Raw genomic sequence first — 23,052 nt, 5'->3', positions numbered from 1 at the left:
TTCTTTCTATTGCTAGTATTCTTCCAGTTCTTCTAAAGGAATGATCTCCCCGGCCAAAAAGGCGCTGATTTCATCCCCGGAAAAGCCGTGGCTGTACAGGTACTGCCGCATCTTCTGCTCTCTTACGCCCGGCTCATAGCGCTTGAAGCGCTTGTAGGCCTTAAGGCCCTGCTTGGCCAAAGCTTCACGCTCCTGGTCCTCGTCAGCTTCCGGGACCAGTTCCTGGACTACTTCCTGGGCCAGGGAGCTGGAGAAGCCATGGCTGAGCAGTTTAGTCTGCATCTTGCGGTCAACTTCCCGCTTGGCAATCTTTCCCTGCTGGCCTAAAAGCGACTTGACCAGGCGCTGGCCAACCTCGGCCCATTCCTCATCAGTCACGTCCGCCAGGGCAGCTTCGATTAAGTCATCGTCAACGCCCTTTTTCTTTAAATCCCGGCGGACAGCCCCTGGTCCGTTCTTGCCGACCTGAAGGTCATTTTTGACAAAAAGGCGGGCATAAGCCTCGTCGTCCAGGTAGCCAAGGTCAACCAATTCTCCTACCGCCCGCTTGGCCGCTGACCGGGAAATTTCATGCTGGCTGAGATAGTCAGTCACTTCCTTGACCGTCCGGGGCTGGTAGGACAGGTATTTGGCCGCCAGGTCACTGGCCTTGGCAACAGCCTCAAAGTCCAGGATCTCATTGACCTTCTGGGGGGTAAGCTCCTGGCCCTTGAGCAGGACAAATTCCGCCAAGGTCTTTTCGCTGACGGAAAAAGCATATTCCTGGTCCAAAAAAATATTGTAGCGCCCCTGCCGCTTTTGTGCACTAACTTTCGTGATAATGGCCATTTTTTCCTCCTTATTTGGCAAATCTGGCAACTCTATCTTAGCAAATTGCCGCAAAAGCTGCGAAAAACTTGCGTCCCTTTTAAAAAGCCCGGTATAATAGTATGTCAAAAAGTTTCCAGTTTTTTATTGTAGAAAGAATAAGCAAGAAGAAGGCATCACATGCAGAAAAAACATTTTTCAAAAAATGCTCCTCAAGAGCGGCACGTCATCATCACCATCAAACGGCTGGGGATCAACGGTGAAGGGATCGGCTACTACAAGCGCAAGATCATCTTCATCCCCGGCGCCCTGCCAGATGAAGTCGTGGTGGCCAAGATCGTCAAGGACCACCCCCAATACCTGGAAGGCGAATTAGTCCGGATCAAGGAAGCCAGCCCGGACCGGGTTCCCTTCCCATCCGGCGTTGACCCGAGAATCGGCGGCCTTGAACTGGCCCACCTGTCCTACGAGGGCCAGCTCAAGTTCAAGAAGGACAACCTGGTCTCTGCCCTTGAAAAGTACCACCCGCGGGGCTACAAGAATTACAAGATCAAGAACACCATTCCGGCGCCGGATCAGTGGCACTACCGGGCTAAGGCCCAGTACCAGATCGAACGGGAAAACCATCATGTTTCCCTTGGTCTGTATGCCCCTAACTCCCACCAGTTGATCGACCTGCCGGAAATGCCAACGCAAAGCAAGGACACCCAGGATACTGAACGGGCCATCCGGGATTTGATCATCAAGCTCCGCGTCCCGATTGCCAACCGCCGGCGCAACTTGCCAGGCGTTAAGACCATCGTGGTCCGGCAAGCAGAAGCCAGCCAGGAAATGCAGGTAACCTTGATCACCGTTGGCCACAAGCTGGACAATCTTCTCCAGCTGGCTGATGAAATCATGCGCCTGCCAAAGGTCGTTTCCGTCTACCAAAATGAAACTGACTGGCAGAACCCGCAAGTCTGGGGGAACAAGACCAGCAAGCTCCGGGGCAAAAACCAGATCACGGAAGAAATCATGGGCAAGAAGTTTGCCTTGAGCCCCCGGGCCTTCTTCCAGCTGAACCCGGTCCAAACGGCAACCCTGTATTCTGAAGCCTTGAAGCTGCTCAGCTTAACGCCGGACATGACCTTGATTGACGCTTACTCAGGGGTTGGTACCCTGGGGATCTTAGCCGCTGACCAGGTCAAGCAGGTAGTCGGGATCGAAAGCATCCCTGAAGCCGTTTTGGACGCCCAGCACAATGTTGAGCTCAACCATGTCAGAAACGCTGAATACTTGCAGGGCAGCGTGGAAAAGCTCCTGCCCCGCTTAAAAGAAGATGGCCTGCCAATCGACGCCTTGATCGTCGATCCGCCGCGGACCGGCCTGGCCAAGTCTTTGATCAAGACCCTGCTCAGAGTCAAGCCAGCCAGCTTCGTCTACATTTCCTGCAACCCGTCCACCCTGGCCCAGGACCTGGTGCTTCTCAGCGAGGCCTATGACGTCCGGGTCATCGAAAACGTCGACATGCTGCCGCAGACGCCACGCTGCGAATGCATCGCCAAGCTGACCCTACGCAAAAAGTAAAAAGAAAATAAGCATTAGAAAAGGCGAGAAGATCAAATCTTCTCGCCTTTAAACTGCCCCCGGCAGTCTTTCCAAGTGGATGAGGTAGCTCATCAAATTAATAGTCACGATATTCAATTTTAAGAATTCACCAATGGCTAATACCGGCTAAGATAAAACAGTCACTTGTTCGAGTTTTACGTGCTAGCGTATGAAATGAATTAGACTATTGTGTATCGCCACTTGGTTAAAAGCTTCAAGCCTTTATTTTGGTCTCAATAAGAGAGACAGCGAATAATAATTACAATCTGGAGATAAAAACTTCTGTTCAGTTGTTTTCTACCTCTTCCACGCCTTCAGTATAGCATGAGATGCAAACGCTTGCAAGAGACTATTTGCCGTATTTTGCTAAAAATTGCTTGACCGTGCGTGCATACAAGGCCGGATTGTGCTCATAGGACTTGGCGTGCTGGGCCCCTTTGACGATCAAGAGCTGCTTTGGCCCCCGGCTGGCCCGGTAATTTTTATAAACCATTTCGGTCGGCACGAAAGTATCCTTGCTGCCATGGATAAAAAGCATGGGCCGGGTATTCTTCTTCAGCTGCTTAATGCTGGAAGCCTGGGCCAAAAAGTAGCCGGCTTTTAACTTGGTAATTCCGCTCAAGATTTCCACCAGGGGAAAACGCGGAAAGGCCGGCATATTGTAAAGAGCTTTGGCTTCGTGCTCAATTTCGTTTTTGGCACTGGTGTAGCCGCAGTCTTCGATGAAGCACTTGACCTGCTTGGGCAAGGTTAAGCCGGAAGTCATCATGGTCGTGGCCCCGCCCATGGAGACCCCGAAAATCACGATCTTGCTCTTTTGGCCATTTTTCTTGATTACCTGCTCGGCCCACTTTTTAACGTCGTTTTTCTCCAGCCAGCCGTAGCCGACATACTTGCCCTGGCTTTGCCCATGAGCTTCCGCGTCCGGCAAGAGGGTGTTGTAGCCCAGGGAGTGGAAAAGCTGGGCGTAGGCCCCCATATTTTCCTTGTTGGACATGTAGCCATGCAGGATGATCACGGTCTTGGCCGAGTTTTTGGCTGGAATATAATTGGCCCGGAGGAGATAATTGTTCTTAGCCGACCGTATCTGCCAGTGCTGCTTTTTCACCTGCTTGTACCAGAGCTTCTGCTTGTACTGGGGCGTGGACTTGGTCAACTTCACCGTCCCGTTGGTCACGAAGCTTTTCTTGCCCGGCACCACAGCCATGTTGAAAAAGTAGTAGCCGGCCCCGGCAAGGGCCAAGGCTAAAACAGCCAAAATGCCGGCCAGGATTTTGACCAGCCGGCTGGACTTGGATTTCTTTTGCTTCTTCTTATTCACCTGTTTTTTGTCCTCTTCCCTCATTATCTATAGTTTCTGTTATTTCTATCGCTTTGTAGCTTTATTTTTAGTAATATGAACAGTATACCACAATAAAAAAAGAAAGGATTATTTATGCTGCTCGCAGATTTTTTACAGCTTCTGACTGACCTGGGCGGGCAAAACGCCCTTTACCTGCAGGTAAAAGACCAGACCCTCCCCCTCAGCAAGTTCGTCCTGGCCCGGGAAGACTGCCAGCTCTTGTGCGGCAAAAAGCCCCTGACCCTGGCCAAATTCCGTCAGCTGACCGGCAAGGGGAGCAAATCCATCCCCCTCAGCTTCTATTGCCAGGAAAAAGAAATCTCCGTCTACGGAATCCAAATCCTGCCGGCTGAGAGAAAAATCGTCTGCAAGTGACATATAAAAAGAAGCTGCCTGATCTTCAGACAGCTTCTTTCTTTGCTTAGATTACTTAGCGGCTGGCTTCTTGCCTTCGCTTTCCAGCTTCTTGCCCAGGTCAATGATGTACTTGCGCAAAGCATCCTTGGTTTCTGGGTGACGGAGGCCGTATTGGATGGAAGTTTCCATGTAGCCTTCCTTGTTGCCGACGTCAAAGCGATCGCCCTTGAATTCATGGGCGAAGACCCGCTGGGTCTTGTTCAAGGCGTCGATGGCGTCAGTCAATTGGATTTCACCGCCAGCACCGGCCTTTTGCTTGTCCAGCATGTCAAAGATTTCCGGAGTCAGCAGGTAGCGGCCAATGATAGCCAGGTCACTTGGGGCCTTGTCAACGTCTGGCTTTTCCACGAAGGCCTTAACGTTGTACAGGCCTGGAGCAGTTTCGCCGATTGGGTCGATGACACCGTACTTGTTGACTTCTTCATGTGGCACCTTCATGACCGCGATGGTTGAAGCGTGGGTTTCATCGTAGCAGTCGATCAGCTGCTTGGTCAAAGGCGTCTTGTCTCTCATCAAGTCGTCGCCCAGCATAACCACGAAAGGTTCGCCGGCGATGAAGCTGCGGGCCCGGTTGACGGCATCCCCCAAACCGTTTGGATGCGGCTGGCGGGTGAAGTAAAGGTTGACCTTCATGTTGGACATGGTGGTTTCCCGGACCAGCTTCAAAAGCGCGTCCTTGTGCTTTTCAGTCAAGTTGTCTTCCAGTTCCGGGTTTGAGTCAAAGTGGTCTTCGATTGACCGCTTGCTTCTGCCAGTAACGATCAGAATGTCTTCAATCCCTGAAGCCATGGCTTCTTCAACGATAAATTGAATAGTTGGCTTGTCGACGATTGGCAGCATTTCCTTAGGCATGGCCTTGGTTGCTGGCAAAAATCTGGTTCCCAAACCGGCAGCTGGGATGATCGCTTTTCTGACTTTCATGTATTTACATCCTCTTTTCTTAACTTCGCACATTAATGAAAGCATTTTAAATGCAAGCGTATAATAACATATTTCTAGAGAAGAATCTAGTAAAGCTAGACCAATCTCCTAGAAAATGGACAATTACTTTTTCCGCCGCTTGGCAATAAACTCGGCCAAAGGGCCGTTGGAATAGGTCGCTGGCCCGTAGCGCAGCTGGTCCAAGCTGACGTTGACCGCCGTGCCAAAAAGCAAAAGAATGGCCAGGAGGTTGAGCCAGAGCATAAAAATGATAAAAGTTCCAACTATACCATAATTTTCCCATTTGACCGGAAAATTTTTCAAATAGAAGGAAAAAAGATAAGACAAGGCTTCCCAGCCGGCTACCGTCACGATGGTCCCGGGCAAAACCGCCTTCTTGAAGTGAACATTGGGCGCTACTGCGTTGAGGTAATAGACCCCGATCAGCATCAAGACCAGCAGAACCAGCCAGCGGTAGCTGAAGAGCCTGTCGATCCAGTCCAGAGACAAATTGAGGTAGGGCGCCAGAAAATGCAGGACTTCCTGGCCAAAAACCACAACCAGTGCCAAAAGGATAAACATGGTGACCATCAAAGCGCTGAAGATCACGGTCAAGGTCCGGTTCCAGATAAAGTGCCAGAAACCAAGTTTCAGTTCCTTGTTGTGGACGCCATACAGGCGGTTCATCCCGATTCTGACCGCGTTCACCATACAGGACATGGACCACAGGGCCAAGATCGCACCGAAGGAGAAATAGCTGGTCGAATTCGACTTAAGCAGGGTCTCGACGATCGGTATGATATAGCGGGCCACGTCACTTGGAAAAATCATTTCTACATAATCGACAATCGGGCCCGTGTCCAAGTGAAACCAAGGCAGGGCGTTACCGATAATGATGACGATGGGAAAAATTGAAAACAGGATGTAGTAGGCAATCACGATGGAACTTTGAAAAATCTCCCCTTGGGAAACGACCGAGGAAAGAGTTGCAAAAAAGCGCCGGACCCCCTTTTGTCCTGGCTCAACTTTTTCCGTCATGCCTAGTCTTCCATTTCGTCAAAGTGCGGGATGTACTTTTCCAGGCCGTCGTATGGCTTTTGCAAAGTCAAGATCTTCGGGCCGTCCTTGGTGATGGCAAAAGTGTGCTCGAACTGGGCTGACTTGGACCCGTCCGGAGTAGCGTAGAAGACCCAGTCATCATTCGGGTCGTCAACCGTCTTTTGCAAAATCCGCCAGTCCCCGCCGGCTTCAACCATTGGTTCAACGGTGATGGTCATGCCTTCGCGCAGACGCAAACCGTGACCGGCCTTGCCCCAGTGAGGAACTTCCGGGTCTTCGTGGATAGATGGCTGGATGCCGTGGCCGATCAGTTCCCGGACGTCACCGTAGCCTTCTTCATCTTCAACATAATGCTGAATGACAGCGCCGATGTCCCCGATACGGTTGCCGACAACTGCCTGGTCGATCCCCATGTACATGGCCTTCTTGGTCACGTCCATCAAGTGCTGGTCTTCTTCTGAGATCTGGCCAACCCCGTAAGTGGTGCAGGAGTCTGATTCGTAGCCGTTCAAGTTGCAGGTTACGTCAACCTTGACCAGGTCGCCTTCCTTTAAGAAAACATTCTTGCGGGGAATGTTGTGGGCAATTTCATCGTTGACTGAGATGCAGGTACCGTACTTGTAGCCTTCAAAACCTTGTTCTGACAAGCGGCCGCCCCGGCTGGAAACGAATTCCTGGCAGAATTCTTCAATGTCCCAGGTGGAAATGCCCGGCTTGATCACGTCACGCAGGGCCTCGAACATAGTTGCCAGCAAGTGGCCTGAAGCCTGCATGCCCTTCAATTCACGAACAGATTTAATAGTAATCAATTTATTTTTCCTTTCATAATGAAGTAGTTTGTCTTCACCATTATAACCTTTTTTAAAAGTTTGCTAAAGTAGCAAAGCGCCCAATTCGCCAAGCTCGGGCAAATCGTGTATAATACTCTAGAAATTGTTTTTTGGGAGCTTAACTTATGAGAGCAAAGATTGTTTTTGCCAGCATGACCGGCAACGACGAGGATATGGCTGAAATCCTGGAGGAAGACCTGCTGGACCAAGGCCTGGAAGTAGATTCTTCTGACGTCAGCTTTACTGACGCCAGCGATTATTTAGACAGCGACCTGTGCGTCTTCATCACCTATACTTACGGCGAAGGCGCCATGACTGACGAAATTGCCGACTTTTACGACCAGCTCAAGGAGCTGGACTTGACCGGCAAGTCTTTTGCGGTCATGGGTTCAGGCGACAAGACCTATAAGGAACACTACTGCGAGAACGTTTATGACTTTGAGAAGGCCTTTCTGGCCTGCGGGGCCAAGGAACTGATTCCCCCGCTCACGGTTGAAAACGCACCAGACGATGAAGACATCGCCCGCATCGATGAAGCTGCTGAGGAGTTGGCGGACAAATTAAATGGATAAAAATTTTAACCGGCGGCGGGCTTTAGGTGAACGGATCTTCAAGCGCCACCGCAATTTATGGGTCTACATGTTCTTCGGCTTCATCGCGGCCTTGATCAACACGGTTGTCTTCATGTTCATGCATGACGTTTTGCACACCGTCTTGGTCATCGACAACACGGTTGCCTTTATCGTATCCAACCTGGCCTCCTTCTGGTTCAACCACAAGGCGGTCTTTACCAAGAACGTGGACCATGAGCACAGTTTGTGGCAGAAGCTGCTGTCCTTTTTTGCCTACCGGATCATCAGCCTGCTGCCGGACACCTTGATCATGTGGCTGGGGATGAGCATCTTCGGCTGGCCGGCCTTGATCGTCAAGATCATCGACCAAATCCTGGTCGGCATCTTCAACTACCTGACCACCAAATCCGTCTTCGAGCAACAGGAAAGAAGCCTCAGACGGAAACTGGAGAAGAAAATTAAAAAGCGGTGAAGCTGAGCTTCACTGCTTTTTTCATTCATGCAAGTTGTTTAATTAGGCAAAGTCGGCAGGTTTTTGCTCCTTTTTGCCGGCAAAGTACCAGGCAATGTCATTTAAGATCCGGTCGCTGGCCTGGCCATCGCCGTATGGGTTCTTGGCTTCAGCCATCTTCTTGTAGGCAGCTTTGTCATTCAAAAGCTCCAGCATGGCTTCCTTAACCGCGTCTTCTTCAGTGCCAACCAGTTTCAAGGTTCCGGCCTTGACCCCTTCCGGCCGCTCGGTCGTGTCCCGCAAGACCAAAACCGGCTTGCCTAAAGACGGAGCTTCTTCCTGGACCCCGCCAGAGTCGGTCATAATAAAGTAGCTGCGCTTGGCCAGGTTGTGGAAGTCGACCACGTCTAAAGGCTTGATCAAGTGAATCCGGGGGTCACCGCCTAAAACTTCTTTGGCAGCGTCCTGGACTCTTGGCGAAAGGTGGACCGGGTAGACGACTTCAACGTCATCAGTCTGGTCAACCACGTCCTTCATCACCTTGAAGACCCGCCGCATAGGCTCGCCCTGGTTTTCCCGCCGGTGCATGGTGACCAGGATAATCCGCTTGCCCTGGCCGATCTTGTCTAAGACTTCATGCTGGTAGTCGGCCTGGACGGTCTGGGCCAGGGCATCGATGGCCGTGTTGCCCGTGACAAAAATATTCTCTTCCGGGTGTCCTTCCTTTAAGAGGTTGGCCCGGCTGACTGAAGTCGGGGCAAAGTAAAGGTCGGACAAGACGTCGGTCAGTTGCCGGTTCATCTCTTCCGGGAAAGGTGAGTACTTGTTCCAGGTTCTCAGGCCCGCTTCAACGTGGCCCAGGGGAGTCTGCTGGTAAAAGGCAGCCAGGCTGGCGGCAAAGGAAGTCGTCGTATCCCCGTGGACCAGGACGATATCCGGCTTTTCTTCCTGGATGATTTGGCTCAAAGAGGTCAAAACCCGGGTGGTAATATCAGCCAAGGTCTGCTGGGGCTGCATAATGTTTAAGTCGTAATCCGGCTTGATTTTAAAAATCTCCAGGACCTGGTCCAGCATTTCCCGGTGCTGGGCGGTAACCACAGTAACTGGCTGGAAGCGGTCGTCACTGATCAGCTTGAGGACCAAAGGGGCCATCTTGATGGCTTCTGGTCTGGTCCCGAAAACGGTCATTACTTTAATTTTCTGCATACTGGGTTTATTGCCTCCTTAGCAAATTGCTAACTTAATCATAGCAAAAAAGGCGCGAAGGCGGCGAATTTTTCATAAAATAATCGAGAAAACAATTTTGAGGTGCACTATGACAGTTAATATTTTCCCCCTCCTGGGCGACAGCCTCTTGATCATCCTGGCCGGCTTCAGCCTGGTCTACTCTTTTGACAGGTCCTTAGGGCAAAAGGCGCGGCGGATTTTGCGGATTACCAGCCTTATTTTGCTCCTGGTCATCATCCCCTTGACCATTTGGCTCTTGAAGAATCCACTGCTTGTAAATTGATGAAACAAAAATAAGGAATCAGCCAGACTGATTCCTTATTTCTTTACTCTATTTTATTGTTCTGCATTAGCCTTTAGCCTTGGCTTGGTGCTTTACTTCCAGCTTTCTGAGCCATGGCAGAAGGAAGCCAGTCCCGAAGAGGACGATAACGGTGATGATGTTCATCCAGAGCTGCTTGGTCCATTGCGGACTGTCAAAAGTAACATCCTGCGGCAGGAAGCCCATCGTCGCGCAGATGAAGGTGAAGATGAAGCACCACCAGCCGACCGCCAGGGCCCCCTTGTGGTTTCTGATGAAGACGAAGTCGCCGTCGGCAAAAGTCTTATGCCGGTAGCGGAAGGCCAAGAAGGCCAGGAAGACAACGGAAGTCTTGTACGGTGAGACGATCCCGTTCAAGTTCAAAAGCCAGTTGAAGATATCGTTGATTTCCGGCAAGGTCCCTGACAAAAGCAAAAGGAAAAGCGTGATGCTGCAAGTCAGCACGTAACTGTTGACTGGCAGGCCATCCTTGTTCTTCTTTCTGAGCCAGCTTGGCATGTACTTTTCTGAAGTGTCAGAGGCAAAGACCCGGCTGGCAGCATCAATCAAGGCGGCCAGGTCGGCCATGAAGTTCAAGAGGCAGACGATGGCGTACATGTACATGAGGCTCTTGCCCATGCCGGCTTCTTCACCCAGAAGCTGGAAGGCGTAGAAGGCCCCGTTCATCTTAAAGTCGTGCGGGATGTGCTTGGCGTCAAAGAGGACAGCCAGACCGAGAGTTTCAGTCAAGGTCATGAAGACCGTCATGGCAAAAAGCATCCACATTGACTTTGGAAATTCCTTGCGGGGATTCTTGAGACGCGTCACGTAAGGCGCGGCCAGTTCCGCCCCGGACATGGCAAAGATCAACAAGCCAGTCGTGGAGAAGTAGTGGACACTGAAGTTCGGCTTAAAGCTGGACCATTCCATCTTGGTGGCAATGTGGCCGCCGTGCATGAGGGCCCAGATGATCAAGATCACGAAGATCACGGACATGGCGAACATGGCAATCCCCCCAATCAAGGACAAAAGATCCAGGGAATTTTTATATGCACTTTCACACAAGATAAAGATCAAAATAATGACAAAGGTCAAAAGACCGAACATGAAGGGCGACATGTGCTTGCCTAAAGTGTTGTTGCCCAGGATCATCCAGGAAATGGAGACGATGATGGAGTTGGACACGTCCACCAGGTAGGGCACGGTTTGGGCCCAGTACATCCAGCTGGTAGCATAGCCTAATACGTCGCTGCCCGTCCCCCGCCGGATCCAGGAGGCCAGGCCACCTTCTTCAGTATCCTTGTAGGCCAGGCCCAACTGGGTAGCGATCAAGGTATACGGCAATTGGTAGCAAATCAAAAGGAAAATCCATGAAAAGATTACGGACAGACCTTGGTTTTGGTATGGGTAGAAAACATCTTCAAAGCGGATGATGGTGACGAAGTCGAGCATCGCCAAGGTCATCCAGGCCATGTAGTGTTTCTTTGGGGTTTCTTCAATCATTCTGTAAATCAAGCTCCTTATTGGTCAAATTGTCTTAAGCGGCAATTTGCCAGCACGGGGGCTTGTTCTGGCGCTTTAAAAAGCTGGTCACTGCACCGTCTCCAATCAAAAAAGTATCGTTTCCATTTTATTCCTATTGTTTTGAAAATTCTATAGGTTTTTCAATTCAATGAAAATTCTTTCAAATGTTAAGCAGAAGTTATCCGCATACCGGTCATTAGCCAGCTTTTAGTAAAAAATATTTGGTTAATCTGCCCTCGGCAAGAGAAACTGGCCTTTTTCGTGCAAGTAAATGCGCAAAAAGGAAACATCACTAAGGGCGGCGATTAAGAATGCTTTTTGGCAAAAAAAGCTTGAAAGTGTATAATCTACCTATGCCTACTACAATTTTTTATAAAGGCACTGAATCAAGCGGTAAGCGCTTTTATAAAAATACCAAGTAACAGAAAGGGATCGATATGAAAAAGTTTTTGCGAGTAACGGCGACGCTTTTGTCCGCGATAGCTATTCTTGACTCTTTGTATTGGCTGTTTGTTGGCCATTCCTACTTGAGAGCTGCTTTTCTTAAGCTGACCAGAGATTATGGCATCACCGTCTGGCTTCAAGTCGCGGCTGGCATCGGCATTCTCATTTTTATCTCTCAATACGACTGGCTCTTTGATCACTTATTCCGCGATGAACGTGACCGCAAGTACAAGTAGCAACTTCCATCTATCCATAAAACAGAAAGGAATTTTTCAATGCATTATCTAGCAATCGCTGCTAAAAAAGAGCTTCTGCCCTATCTACCAATCAACTGGCCCAAAACTGAACTGACCGAGCTGGTCAACCCGGCCAGCCTGGCTGCCGTCGTCATCGACGAAAAAGACAGCCGGTCCCGGGGCATCTACCAGACCATGAAGGAAAAGCTGGGCCTGGACCTGCCCTTGATCGAATTTGGCCCTAAGACAAGCCCAGCTGCAATCAGCCGCTTGGCCCAGGCCTACGAAGAAGCCAATGTTCCCCGCTTCATCCGGGAGCTGACGGTTTTTTCTGATCAAGATGACCTGGTCTTCGATACTCCTGGCCACCACAACGGCCGCTTCTATGACCGCCACCCAGCCGGAGCAGTCTTGCGCAACTTCTTCGGCGACAACTACTTCAGAGCCGACACTTCCGACTGCGTCTCAGAACTCGGCGACATGATGAACCACACCGGAGGACCCTTAGAAGCCCAGCAAGAAGCTGCCAAGGCCTTCAATGCCGACAAGGTCTACTTCTGCACCAACGGCACGACCAGCGCCAACACCATCTGCACCACCGCCCTTTTAGATGAAGGCGACCTGGTCCTTTTTGACCGGAACAACCACAAGTCCATCTACAACAGTGCCTTGGTCATGACCGGAGCTAAGCCGCTTTACTTGCCGACTGACAGAAACGCCGACGGCTTGATCGGGCCATTAACCGCCGCCAGTCTGGACGAAGACTTGATCCGCCAAGAAATCGCCAAGGTCGACCCTGACCGCGCCAAGGCTGACCGACCTTTCCGCCTGGCAGTCCTGCAGCTGGAGACCTATGACGGCATCTTCTATGACGCCAAGCTCATCTTGCAAAAGCTCGGCCGTCTCTGTGACTACATCCTCTTTGACTGTGCCTGGGGCGGCTATGAACAATTTGTCGACGTCCTTAGAGACTACTCTCCTTTCCAGCAGACCTACGGTCCCGATGATCCCGGCATCCTGGTCACCCAGTCCATCCACAAGCAGCAAGCCGGCGTGGGCCAAGCTTCCCAGATTTTGAAAAAAGACAGCCATATCAAGGGGCAAAAGCGCTACGTCGACCACAAGCACTTCAACCACGCCTACATGAAGTACGTTACGACCAGCTACTCCTACCCGGTCTACGCTTCCTTGGTCGCCAACAGCGCCATGGCTGCTTCACCGGCCGTTAACAACTGGTGGAGCGACACGGTTAAATTAGGCATCGACTTCCGCAAGCGGCTCTTAAAAGAAAGCAAGCTTTTTAAGCCCCTCGTTCCGCCAACTGTCCGCGGGCAAAAGTGGGAAGAGCTGCCAACCGATGTCCTGGCCCACGATCCAGAAGCCTGGAAACTGTCCCCAGACGATGATTGGCACGGCTTCAAATTGATCGCCCCAGGTGAAGTTGCCTTAAGCCCGGTCAAGGTCACCTTGATGACGCCCGGCATTGACCTGGCAAAAGCTGCCTTTACTGAAGAAGGCATCCCCGGCGCGGTCGTTTCCCTCTACTTGCACGAAAAGCACATCATCCCGGAAAAGTCCGACAGCTACTCTACCCTCTACCTCTTAACGCCAGGCGAAAGCCAGGTTGACATGAACGGCCTCTTCTCTGCCTTAATGGCCTTTGAAGATGCCTATTTGACTAAGGCGCCTCTCTCTTCCATCATGCCGGAATTGGTAAGCCAGTATCCTGACCGCTACAAGGATTACACCCTCTACCAGCTCTGCCAGGAGCTCCACCACTATTACCAAGAGCATGACATCTTTAAGCTGCAGCAGGCCCTTTTCTTAAAAGGCAGCTTCCAAAATTACGAGATGACGCCAAAAGAAGCTGACCGTGAATTCGTCCACGGCAACAGCGAACTGGTCAAACTGGCTGACGCCAAAGGCCGGGTAGCTCTAGAAGGCGCCCTCCCTTACCCGCCTGGCGTCTTCATCGTGGCACCTGGTGAGCGCTGGCAGGACCTGGACATTGCCTACTTCCAAGTCTTGATCGGCGCTGCCCAAAAGTTCCCGGGCCTTGATCCGGAAATCCAAGGGGTCTACCAAGAAGGCGGCGAAGTCTGGGCTGAAGTCCTCAAAGAATCTTAGAATGACAAAAACGTTGACACAAGCCAGTGTCAACGTTTTTTATATCTTGAACTATTTTCTTTATTTGGCCTTTTTGCTTATTCGCCAAACAAGGTTGCCTTAACCGCGTTAGTTACGGCAATCTTGTCGTGAGCATAGGTCAAACCGCCCTGCATGTAAACGGCGTAAGGCGGGCGAATCGGGCCGTCAGCTGAGAATTCAACCGTTGATCCGGACACAAAGGTCCCCCCAGCCATGATGACTTCATCTTCATAGCCCCGCATGTGGCTTGGAATTGGCGTGACGAAGGAGTCAACCGGCGAATTCTTCTGCACTTCCTGGCAGAACTTGATCATCTTTTCCTTGTCGTTGAAGGTGATCAGTTCAATGAGGTCAGTCCGCGGCGCGTCCCACTTAGGAGACACGTTGAAGCCCAGCTTTTCCATCAAAGCAGCTGAATAGATCATCCCCTTGATGGCTTCCCCGGTCACGTTTGGCGCCAGGAAGAAGCCCTCGTAGAATTCATGCAGGCTGTTTAAGGTTGGGCCTTCTGAGTCGCTGATCCCTGGGGCAAAAAGCCGGCTGGCTGCCCGGTGGATCAAGTCTTTTCTGCCGACGATGTAGCCACCAGTTTGGGCAATCCCGCCCCCGGCGTTCTTGATCAATGAACCGGCCATGAAGTCGGCCCCGTATTCAGTCGGCTCATGCTTTTCAGAAAATTCCCCGTAGCAGTTGTCAACGAAGATTAGAGACTTCGGGCTGACTTCCTTGATGAAGTCGATCATTTCCTTGACCTTGGCAACTGGGAAGCTTTCCCGGGTATCGTAGCCCCGGGAGCGCTGAATAGCAACAATCTTAGGCTGGTCCCGCTTTAAGATCTTTTCCCCTGCTTCAAAGTCGACGCTGCCGTCTTCTTTCAGCGGCACGTAAGAGAACTTAACCCCTTTTTCAATCAAGGTGCCGGCCTTGTCTGCAGTAAGGCCGATGGCGTGCTGCAGAGTGTCGTACGGCATCCCCGTCAGATAAGTCAAGGTATCGCCTGGCACCAGGTTGCCGTCAAGGGCAGTTGCCAGGGTGTGGGTCCCGGAAACGAATTGCGGCCTTACCAGCGCGTCTTCAGTATGGAAGACCTGGGCGTAGACCCGCTCCAGCTTGTCTCTGCCTTCATCGTCGTCCCCGTAGCCGTTGGTCCCCTTAAGGTCTGATTCAGCGACCGCGTTGTCGACAAAGGCCTCCAGGACCTTGGCCTGGTTGTAGATAACTTGTTCATCGATTTCTTGGAGACGCCCGGCGATCTGCTCGTCGACTTCCTTGACAATTTTTGCTAATTCTTCTGGTAAATTGTTCATCAAAAAATCCCTCTGTTTGTTCTTTGTTACTTACCTATCTTAAACCAAATTGCCGCCTTTTTAAATAAAAAATAGCCTTCCATGCAATTATGGAAAGCTATTTGCAAAAATTCTACTGTTCGCTGGCTGCTTTTTCCGGCAAGATCAGGTTCAAGACAATCCCGAAGACCGTGGCCAAGGCGATGCTGGTCAGCTGGAAAGAGCCGATCTTGAGGTAGGTGCCCCCGATCCCGATAACCAGAATGACAGAAGCAATGACCAGGTTCCGCTTCTTTTCAAAGTCGACCTTGTTGTCAACCAGGATCCGCAGGCCGTTAGCCGCGATCATCCCGAAGAGCAGGAAGGAGATCCCCCCGATGACCGGGGTTGGAATGGATTCAATCACCGCTGAAACCTTGCCGACAAAGGAGAAGACGATGGCGAAGAAGGCCGCCCCGCCCAAGACGAAGACGCTGTGGACCTTGGTCATGGCCAAAACGCCGATGTTTTCCCCGTAGGAAGTAGTTGGCGGGCCACCCAGAAAGCCGGCGATGATGCTGGAAAGACCGTCGCCCAGCAGGGTCCGGTGCAGGCCTGGGTCTTCAAAGAAGTTCCGCTTGGTCAATTTGTTTAAGACCATGATGTGGCCCATGTGCTCAGTCATGGTGACAAAAGCGATCGGGGCCATGGTGATAATTGCGGCCGGGTACCACTTGAACTTGTAGTTGACCCCCATGACGTCAAAGGCTGGCAAAGAGAACCACTTGGCGCTTTCAACGCCGGACAGGTCAACGATCCCGCAGAAAAGCGCCATAAGATAGCCGCAGATGATCCCCAGCAAAACCGGGATCATGCTCGGGAAGCCCTTCAAAAACATGTTAAAGATAATCGTGATGACCAGGGTAAAAATCGCCACCCCGAAGTAAGTCAAGCTGTACTTGCCGCTGGCATTGAACATGGCATCGTTAGCCGCGGTCGTAGCTAATGACAGGCCGATGACGATGATGATCGGGCCAACCACGATTGGCGGCAGGATCTTGTCCAGCCAGCGCGAGCCAAAGCGGGCAATCAAAAGGGCTACGATAACGTAGACCAGACCTGCCGCGATGGCCCCCTGCCCTACGGCCGGGTAGCCGTAATTTTTCATCAAGGCCTGCATGGTCGCGATAAAGGCAAAAGATGAGCCCAAGTAGGCTGGAATCTTCGCCTGGGTGCAAAGGATGTAGACCAGGGTCCCTACCCCTGAACAGAAGAGGGCGATGCTTGGCTTTAAGCCGATTAAAAGCGGAACCAGGACGGTCGAGCCGAACATGGTAAAGAGGTGCTGGATTGAGAGCAGCAGCCAGGGACCAAACTTCGGCTTGTCCTGGACGTCCAAAACCGCTTCAGGGTTCCGGAATGTCTTGTTTTCTTTCAAAAGAAATCTTCCTTTCCAAATACTGGAACCCGGAACAAAATGTCCTTGTCAGCCTCACGGGACTGAATTTAAAGGTTCCTTAACAATTGACTTACTTTAGCCTACTAATAATATTATTTTTTGTCAAGGAAGGTCAAAAAAAGCCGCGGCTGACAATGCTTCAGCCGCGGACTTGAATTATATAAGGAAAAATATGGTTTATTGGAATAATTTAAGGAGATTAATGACAATTAACGGGCCGGAGTGACGAAGTATTCCGGCTTGCAGACCTTGGTCCAGTCGACGAAGATCTTCTTCATCAGGTAGCCAACCGCAAATGGTACGACTACCCAGACGATTACCAGCACCAGCACGTTGTGGAAGCCGGCATTGTAAGAAGCCAGCGGTGAAACTGCCCCGATCAGGCCGAAACCACCAGATGCCGGAGTACCTTGCAGGCCAAGGATTGGCACGGACAGGGTTGAGATAGCCGCCGTCAAAGCGATTGGCACCCCGATCACTGGGTATCTCAGGAAGTTTGGCATCATCATCTTGATAGCGCCTAAGAAGATGGCAACTTGCACACCTGGCTTGTCAACCTTCAGGGTTGCCCAGATAAGGAAGGCTGCGGTACTTGCCAGACCGAAACCAGCAGCGGCAGAACCCATGCCGGCCAGGCCGATAGCTACGGAGATCGCTACAGTTGACAGTGGGGTAACGATGATGATCGCGAAGGACATGGCGATCAGGACACACATTGGGAATGGAGCCAGCTTGGTGAAGGTGTTGATGACGTCACCGATAGCCGTGGTTACCAGGGATACGTATGGCTTGGTCAAGCTGCCCAGGAAACCAACGCCGGTCCCGGCCAGGATTGGGAAGAAGACGATCCCCAGTGAGCCGAAGCGGTTGCCGACCCACTTGATGAACAGTACGGCAACGGCTGCCGTCAGCATGGTGTTGATAACATCACCCATCCCGGCTAATTGGAAGCTGGTGGTAGTCACGCCTTTAATAGTGGTAGTTACCGCGGTTACACAGCCGGAGCCCAGGAAGGCAGCACCGCCCACACAGGCAGCTTCAGTGTAGCCCAGGTTAAACTGCTTGGCAGTTGAGAACCCACACATTACAGCGAAGAAGTATTGGAAGACGGTCACAATGTGCAAAAGATTGGCCACAATCGCGTTGCTCCCGGCAAAAGGAGTCAAGAAGGTTGACAAAATGGCACTTGGAAGAAGTGACACGATAATGGCAGTCGCTGAACCATTGAGGACTTTCATCGTAAATGATCCAACTGTTTCTTTTGTTTGAGTTGTTTCAGACATATAGTCTCCGCCTCCTAACGGTAGAAAAATATAATTACATTGACGCAGATTATGAGATATCTAATAGCGTTTAATCTCTCTCTCATAAACTGATGTCTTGAATTATAGAGAAAGATCTCAACCTTTGCAATCCTTTTCCGCAACACTTTCATAATTTTCTTATCAAAAGCAAAAAATCCGCTTTCTTTTTCAATCAACTTTACTTTCTTTAAACTTTTGTTAAAAAGTCGTCCGTTTTTGACAAAGTTAAAGGCAAAAGGCAATAAGTTCGGAAGAAAAAATAGAGAAAAATAGCAAAAAAACAGAGAAAAAGCAAAAAGAAAACCCCTCACTTCCGTGAGGGGCAGGCAATGACCCGGGCGAGATTTGAACTCGCGACAACCTGGTTTAGGAAACCAGTGCTCTATCCAACTGAGCTACCGGGCCATGCAACACATTTAATTCTACAAAAAATGTGCTGAAAAAGCTAGTGCTTTAGCTTAAGTCATTAGTATTGGGGCATGAAAAAGCGCCGTGGTTCATCATTGCTGCCAATCCGGTCAGCCGCCTTGACAAAAGGCAGCCAGATTAAGACAGCAATGACCAGGTTGACTAAAGAAAGAACCAAGGCCCGCCAGTCATAGTTGCAAGCCAGGTAAGGGCCGACTATCGGGGGCATGATATTTGGAACAGAGGCCTGGACCCGGTTGATCCAGCCCAGCCTGGTCGCTAAATATGCAACAGAGACATTGGCAATAGGAGCCAGGGTAAAGGGCAAAAAGTAAACCGGGTTCAAAATAATCGGCAGCCCATAAAGCATGGGTTCATTGACATTGAAAACGGCCGGAGCCAGGGCCACCTTAGCCAAAGTCCGGTGGTCGCTGCGCTTGGAAGTCAGCAAAATCGCGATCACCAAAGGCAGGCAGGCCCCGCTGACACCAAAGATCATAAAAGAAGTGTTGGTCCATAAATACGGGATCTTGTGGCCATTAGCTGCCGCCAATATATTGGCATTTTGGGCCGTGGCCCAGATTGACCCAACGACCGGAGCCAGGGCACTGGCCCCATTGATCCCGAAGAACCAGAAAAGCTGGGTTAAGGCCGTAACGGCAATCACCATGATGAAGCCCTGGCCCAGTTTCAAAAGGGGCAGCTGGATGATCTCCAGAAGCCAGTCACCAAAATACTGGCCAGTAATGGTCTGGAAAAGATAGTTCAGCCCGCCCACGATAAAAAGGGCCAGCATGACTGGAATTGCCGCCTCAAAGGCCGCAATCTGGGCCGGCGGCATGGCAGTCTGGATGTGCAGGCCCAGTCTGGCCTTGACCCCCAGGATGTAAAGGGCCACGCCCAGACCGCCAAAGAGGATGGCGGTAAACATCCCCGTCGTTGACAGCTGCTTGGTGTTAAAGACCTGGTCCAGCTTGATCCGCTTACTCCCCTGCATGAGATAGGAATAGTTGGCAATGCTCATCATAAAAGAGCACAGAGCCGTCATGGCTCCGGCCAATGGATCCACCTCGCAGGCCTTGGCCAATTGGTAGCCCCAGCTGAGGACAAAGAAGAGGGCAAACATGGCCACGCTCCCCCGCCAGACAAAGTTGCAGATGGAGATCGCCGGCTGCATGAGCTGGTAAAAAACATGCCAGCCTAAATTTCGATTAGCAGCGACAATCAAGCTCTTGATCAAGACCGCTGCTGATCCGGTCAAACTGATCGGCAAGGTGGAGATAAAAGCATCCCTAAGGGCCACCAGCCAGCGGACTGAGGCCAGATTATTGGCCAGGGGCAGCAGGTGCCGCTCCAGCCAGTCAATCACGTTATTCACTCTGCTTCTTCCCCTTCAAGTAATGTGGATGATAACCCTTGTTCTTGTTTTTCTTCTTGGACTTCTTTTTCTTCTTGACCGGCTGGGCAAGGGCGGTTGTCTTTTTATCCTGCTTGTCTTTTGCTTCAGCCTTTTCCTTTTTGACCGGCTTTTCTTTACTTAAGTGGTAGCCGGCAAAGTAGACCCGGTCGACCGTTACTTCCCCTTTCAAAAGCTTCTTCAGCTTGCGCAGGTCGTGGTCATTGCCCAGAGACACCACCTTGCCCTCCTGCTGCATCCGGCCGGTCCGGCCAGCTCGGTGCATGTATGTGTTGGCGTCAGTCGGGATTTCATAGTTGACCACGTAGGTCAGTTTCGGAATGTCCAACCCCCGGGCCGCCAGGTCGGTGGCTAAGAGCAGCTTGACCTTGCCCTTGGCCAAGTCCCGGATAGCCTGCTGGCGCTTGTCTTTTGAGAAATTGTTGGCTAAAACTTCAAAGCGGGTCTTGCTGTGGGCAAAAATTCTGGCAAAGCGCAGCATCCCCTCGTTTGAGTCAAAGAAGAGCAGGCCTCTAAAGCCGTCCAGCTTGCACAGGCGCTGCAGGTATTCCAGCTTGTGCTCATTGTCCACCTGCAAAAAGACGTGTTCAGTCCGGCTGCCCTGGTCCGGGCGGACGTCGACTAAGAAGAAGTGGCGGGCAAAAATTTCTTCCGCTTCCTGGGTGATCTGGGATTCCGTAGCCCCAAAGAGCAAAATCTGACTAGTAGAAGGCAGGTTCTGGCCCAAAGAACTCAACAGCTCCAGCTTGGCAAATTCCAAAATATCGTCGGCTTCATCGATGACCAGGGTCTTGATCTGAACCAGTTTGATCCGGCCAGAAGAAAAGAAGTCAAAGAAGCGGCCCGGGGTGCAGACCAGGACTTCACAGTTGTCCTTCTTCAGCCGCTCGTCCTGTCTTTGCCGGTTGCCGGCCCCAACTAAGGCCAGGGTCTTGAGGCCCAGGGCCTTGGCAAAAGGCAGGATGGCATTTCTGATCTGGACGGCCAGTTCCGTCGTCGGGGCCAAAATTACCAGGGAATTTTTCTCCCCAGGAACAACCCGCTCTAAAGCCGGCAGGGCATAGGCCAGGGTCTTGCCCGTCCCCGTCTTGGCCAAAGCCACCAGGCTGGCCCCGTTCTTGATGGCCTCATAAGTTTCCTTTTGAATCAGGGTTGGCTGGTCCTTATGTTCCTTCTTTAAAACTGCTTGAATCTGTTCTGTGTAAATCATTGTGCTAATTGTCCGTACTTTTCTTTATATTGCTGGCTGGTCCCGATGTAGGCATACATGACGTTCTTGTAGCCGATCCCGCTGACTCCGGCCACGTGGCCTTTTTCTGTATAGCGCCAGAAGCAGTAGTCCAGTTTGCTTGGCGCTGACGTCGACGTGGCCAGGAACTTGCATCCCGCTGGAAAAAGCTTCTTATACTTCACCGGCGCGTTGACCATGACCTCATGACTTTTGACCAAAGAAGCGGCCAGCTGGCTCATGGCAGTCAAATTGGCCGCGCTTGGATCATCTTGTCCGCTGTCCAGCAGAATTGGCAGAGCGCCCCAGTGGCCGGCAGACAGGCGCTTGGCCCGGGCTAGCTGCTTCTTGGCGCTTTTCTCCCCTGCTACTTCAAGTACGCTGCCATAGGCTAATTTGGTCTTGGCAACTTCCTTGCGCCTAGCAGAAAAATTCTGGTCAACCGGCAGATAGACGAAAGACAAGCCGCCCTTTTGAAGGCGGCTGAGGTCAATATCCTCTTGGCTTTGGTCAACCTTAAGGCCCACCGCGCTCTGACTGGCCCCTTTTGGCAGGGTGGTCTGGCTGGCATAATTGTACAGGCCATAAGCCAAAAGGCCGATAATCGCGGCCAGCAGAATCAAAAGAGCCGGCAAAGTTGCCGGATGCTGAAAATGCTTCTTTTGCCCCATCGCCCAAAACCTCCTTCTACCATTTTAGCCGAGAAATCCGCCTAGACCAAGTAGAAAGATTTCCTGTATAATTGAATAGTTAGACTTGTATTACTGGAGGGATTTCGTGAAAAAACAGATTTCTTTTGGCCAGGCACTGGCGACCGTCATCGGCTCAGTCATCGGAGCCGGAGTCTTCTTTAAGATCGGCAGTATTTCCCAAAGCACTGGGTCAGCCTCAGCCACTATCCTGGTCTGGCTTCTGGCCGGCGTTATCTCAATCTGCTCAGGTTTGACCGTGTCGGAAATCGCGGCAGCTTTGAACGTCAACGGGGCCATTGAATACCTGGACTACAGCTATGGCAATATCTGGGGCTTTCTCTTCGGCTGGGCGGAAATGACCGTCTACTTCCCCGCTCAAATCGCGGCCCTGGCATCGATTTTCGGCCAGCAGTTTGTAGTTTTGGCGGGCCTGCCAGCCTCCAGCAGCAAGTGGATTGCCGCTGGGGTGGTCCTTTTGCTCTTTTTGATCAACATGCTGGGCACCAAGGCTTCAGCTTGGATGCAGTCGGTGATCACGGTCATCAAGCTGATCCCCCTCTTTTTGATCATCGTCTTCGCCTTAATCCGCCCGCAAGTCTCCGTCAGCCTCTGGCCAGTTACGGTGGCTAGCAGCGGCGGCTGGCTGGCCGGGATCAGCCAGGGCCTGCTCTCCGCCCTCTTCGCCTTTGAAGGCTGGATCGTGGTGACCAATCTGGCCAAGGAAATGAAGAATCCCGAAAAGGACCTGGCCCGGGCCATCATCCTCGGCCTCTCCCTGGTCACTGTCGTCTACATCCTGGTCAACTACGCCTTTATGACTGCTTTGCCTTTTGCCAAGATCATCGGAAATGACAATACCGCCTACTATGCTTCTTTGAAGCTTTTTGGCCAGGCCGGGGGAAAAATCGTCACGGTCGGCATCCTCTTGTCGGTCTACGGGGCCTGCAATGGCTTTATGCTGACGGGGATGCGGACGCCTTACATCCTGGCCCAGGCAAACCGCCTGCCCGGCTCTGAGAAGTTGGCTAAGACTTCTGCCAGAAGCGGGGTCCCGGTCTTCTCCGCCCTTTTGGTCAACGCCATCGCCTTGATCATGATCGCCCTGGGCAACTTTGAAATCTTGACCAACATGCTGGTCTTTGTCATGTGGACCTTCACCACCCTCCTGTCTGTGGCTGTTATTTTGCTGAGAAAAAGAGAGCCAGACCTGGCCCGGCCTTTCATGACGCCAGCCTACCCGGTTATCCCTTTGATTTCCATTATTGGCGGTTTGTTCATCATCGTGATGACCGTCATCAACCAGTTTGCCCTCTCCGTGATCGGCCTGGGCATCACCCTCCTGGGCCTGCCAGTCTATTACTGGAAAAAACTTCACTAGAGCAAAAAATGGACCATCCACATGGATGATCCATT

Annotated in this window: 21 protein-coding genes and 1 tRNA gene; 8 read left to right on the top strand and 14 right to left on the bottom strand. The window is 51.5% G+C overall.

The genetic code is table 11. The annotated features are described in order from the left end of the window. Positions 1-12: 12 nt before the first annotated feature. Complete coding sequence (gene recX, locus ACYVUU_RS02910; protein WP_439776066.1) at positions 13-828, bottom strand: recombination regulator RecX; 816 nt, start codon at positions 826-828, stop codon at positions 13-15. Between the two features lie 159 nt (positions 829-987). Between recX and rlmD the strand changes: the two genes are divergently transcribed. Next, positions 988-2,373, top strand: a complete 1,386-nt coding sequence (gene rlmD, locus ACYVUU_RS02905) for a 23S rRNA (uracil(1939)-C(5))-methyltransferase RlmD (protein WP_484499900.1) — start codon at positions 988-990, stop codon at positions 2,371-2,373. A 370-nt stretch (positions 2,374-2,743) separates the two neighbouring features. On the opposite strand, the gene ACYVUU_RS02900 is transcribed toward rlmD, so the two are convergent. Beyond that, the gene (locus ACYVUU_RS02900) at positions 2,744-3,739 is read right to left on the bottom strand and encodes an alpha/beta hydrolase (RefSeq protein ID WP_439776068.1); all 996 of its coding nucleotides are present in this window, start codon (positions 3,737-3,739) and stop codon (positions 2,744-2,746) included. Between the two features lie 90 nt (positions 3,740-3,829). Here ACYVUU_RS02900 and ACYVUU_RS02895 point away from each other — a divergent pair, with 90 nt between their 5' ends. Continuing rightward, the gene (locus ACYVUU_RS02895; protein ID WP_439776069.1) at positions 3,830-4,111 is read left to right on the top strand and encodes a hypothetical protein; all 282 of its coding nucleotides are present in this window, start codon (positions 3,830-3,832) and stop codon (positions 4,109-4,111) included. 51 nt (positions 4,112-4,162) lie between these two features. Here ACYVUU_RS02895 and galU read toward each other — a convergent pair whose 3' ends face one another. The 3 genes from galU to map all read right to left on the bottom strand — a co-directional run bounded on the left by galU (position 4,163) and on the right by map (position 6,942). Beyond that, positions 4,163-5,074, bottom strand: coding sequence for a UTP--glucose-1-phosphate uridylyltransferase GalU (gene galU, locus ACYVUU_RS02890; protein WP_439776070.1), 912 nt, complete (start codon positions 5,072-5,074; stop codon positions 4,163-4,165). Between the two features lie 123 nt (positions 5,075-5,197). Continuing rightward, the gene (locus ACYVUU_RS02885) at positions 5,198-6,112 is read right to left on the bottom strand and encodes a YihY/virulence factor BrkB family protein (RefSeq protein ID WP_439776071.1); all 915 of its coding nucleotides are present in this window, start codon (positions 6,110-6,112) and stop codon (positions 5,198-5,200) included. Positions 6,113-6,114: 2 nt separating this feature from the next. Next, positions 6,115-6,942, bottom strand: a complete 828-nt coding sequence (gene map, locus ACYVUU_RS02880) for a type I methionyl aminopeptidase (RefSeq protein ID WP_003612256.1) — start codon at positions 6,940-6,942, stop codon at positions 6,115-6,117. A 146-nt stretch (positions 6,943-7,088) separates the two neighbouring features. Here map and ACYVUU_RS02875 point away from each other — a divergent pair, with 146 nt between their 5' ends. Continuing rightward, a complete protein-coding gene (locus ACYVUU_RS02875; RefSeq protein WP_439776072.1) occupies positions 7,089-7,535 on the top strand; it encodes a flavodoxin in 447 nt (148 codons plus the stop codon). Then, positions 7,528-8,007: a GtrA family protein gene (locus ACYVUU_RS02870; RefSeq protein ID WP_439776073.1), complete on the top strand. Its 480-nt coding sequence runs from the start codon at positions 7,528-7,530 to the stop codon at positions 8,005-8,007. The genes ACYVUU_RS02875 and ACYVUU_RS02870 overlap by 8 nt, the downstream gene beginning before the upstream one ends. A gap of 42 nt (positions 8,008-8,049) precedes the next feature. Here the strand turns inward: ACYVUU_RS02870 and wecB are convergent, their stop codons facing one another. Beyond that, entirely contained in the window at positions 8,050-9,192 is a 1,143-nt protein-coding gene (gene wecB / locus ACYVUU_RS02865) for a non-hydrolyzing UDP-N-acetylglucosamine 2-epimerase (RefSeq protein WP_484499899.1), read from the bottom strand. Positions 9,193-9,301: 109 nt separating this feature from the next. On the opposite strand from wecB, the gene ACYVUU_RS02860 reads away from it, so the two are divergent. After that, positions 9,302-9,496 (top strand): hypothetical protein, encoded by a 195-nt coding sequence (locus ACYVUU_RS02860; protein ID WP_439774714.1) that lies wholly within the window; start codon positions 9,302-9,304, stop codon positions 9,494-9,496. Between the two features lie 66 nt (positions 9,497-9,562). Here ACYVUU_RS02860 and ACYVUU_RS02855 read toward each other — a convergent pair whose 3' ends face one another. Continuing rightward, a complete protein-coding gene (locus ACYVUU_RS02855; RefSeq protein WP_439774715.1) occupies positions 9,563-11,017 on the bottom strand; it encodes an APC family permease in 1,455 nt (484 codons plus the stop codon). A gap of 458 nt (positions 11,018-11,475) precedes the next feature. Here ACYVUU_RS02855 and ACYVUU_RS02850 point away from each other — a divergent pair, with 458 nt between their 5' ends. Continuing rightward, positions 11,476-11,718: a hypothetical protein gene (locus tag ACYVUU_RS02850; protein WP_439774716.1), complete on the top strand. Its 243-nt coding sequence runs from the start codon at positions 11,476-11,478 to the stop codon at positions 11,716-11,718. A 39-nt stretch (positions 11,719-11,757) separates the two neighbouring features. Next, complete coding sequence (locus ACYVUU_RS02845; protein WP_484499897.1) at positions 11,758-13,845, top strand: putative ornithine decarboxylase; 2,088 nt, start codon at positions 11,758-11,760, stop codon at positions 13,843-13,845. Positions 13,846-13,922: 77 nt separating this feature from the next. Here ACYVUU_RS02845 and ACYVUU_RS02840 read toward each other — a convergent pair whose 3' ends face one another. From ACYVUU_RS02840 to ACYVUU_RS02810, 7 genes are all read right to left on the bottom strand, one after another. Then, positions 13,923-15,173, bottom strand: coding sequence for a methionine gamma-lyase family protein (locus tag ACYVUU_RS02840; RefSeq protein WP_484499896.1), 1,251 nt, complete (start codon positions 15,171-15,173; stop codon positions 13,923-13,925). A gap of 112 nt (positions 15,174-15,285) precedes the next feature. Further along, positions 15,286-16,569 (bottom strand): uracil-xanthine permease family protein, encoded by a 1,284-nt coding sequence (locus ACYVUU_RS02835; RefSeq protein ID WP_484499248.1) that lies wholly within the window; start codon positions 16,567-16,569, stop codon positions 15,286-15,288. Positions 16,570-16,799: 230 nt separating this feature from the next. After that, positions 16,800-17,873 carry a PTS sugar transporter subunit IIC gene (locus ACYVUU_RS02830; protein ID WP_439775747.1) on the bottom strand — a complete coding sequence of 358 codons (1,074 nt, stop codon included), beginning with the start codon at positions 17,871-17,873 and terminating at the stop codon, positions 16,800-16,802. Between the two features lie 351 nt (positions 17,874-18,224). After that, positions 18,225-18,299 (bottom strand) — tRNA-Arg (locus tag ACYVUU_RS02825). A gap of 61 nt (positions 18,300-18,360) precedes the next feature. Next, positions 18,361-19,680, bottom strand: coding sequence for a PTS sugar transporter subunit IIC (locus ACYVUU_RS02820; protein WP_439775748.1), 1,320 nt, complete (start codon positions 19,678-19,680; stop codon positions 18,361-18,363). Continuing rightward, complete coding sequence (locus ACYVUU_RS02815) at positions 19,673-20,929, bottom strand: DEAD/DEAH box helicase (RefSeq protein WP_484499895.1); 1,257 nt, start codon at positions 20,927-20,929, stop codon at positions 19,673-19,675. Before ACYVUU_RS02815 ends, ACYVUU_RS02820 begins: the two co-directional genes overlap by 8 nt. Then, positions 20,926-21,618: a 1,4-beta-N-acetylmuramidase gene (locus ACYVUU_RS02810; protein WP_484499894.1), complete on the bottom strand. Its 693-nt coding sequence runs from the start codon at positions 21,616-21,618 to the stop codon at positions 20,926-20,928. Before ACYVUU_RS02810 ends, ACYVUU_RS02815 begins: the two co-directional genes overlap by 4 nt. A gap of 106 nt (positions 21,619-21,724) precedes the next feature. Here ACYVUU_RS02810 and ACYVUU_RS02805 point away from each other — a divergent pair, with 106 nt between their 5' ends. Beyond that, positions 21,725-23,017, top strand: coding sequence for an APC family permease (locus ACYVUU_RS02805; protein WP_484499893.1), 1,293 nt, complete (start codon positions 21,725-21,727; stop codon positions 23,015-23,017). Positions 23,018-23,052: the final 35 nt, after the last annotated feature.

This window comes from Lactobacillus sp. WILCCON 0058, assembly GCF_057198005.1.
This window is presented reverse-complemented; position numbering and strand designations above follow the sequence as displayed.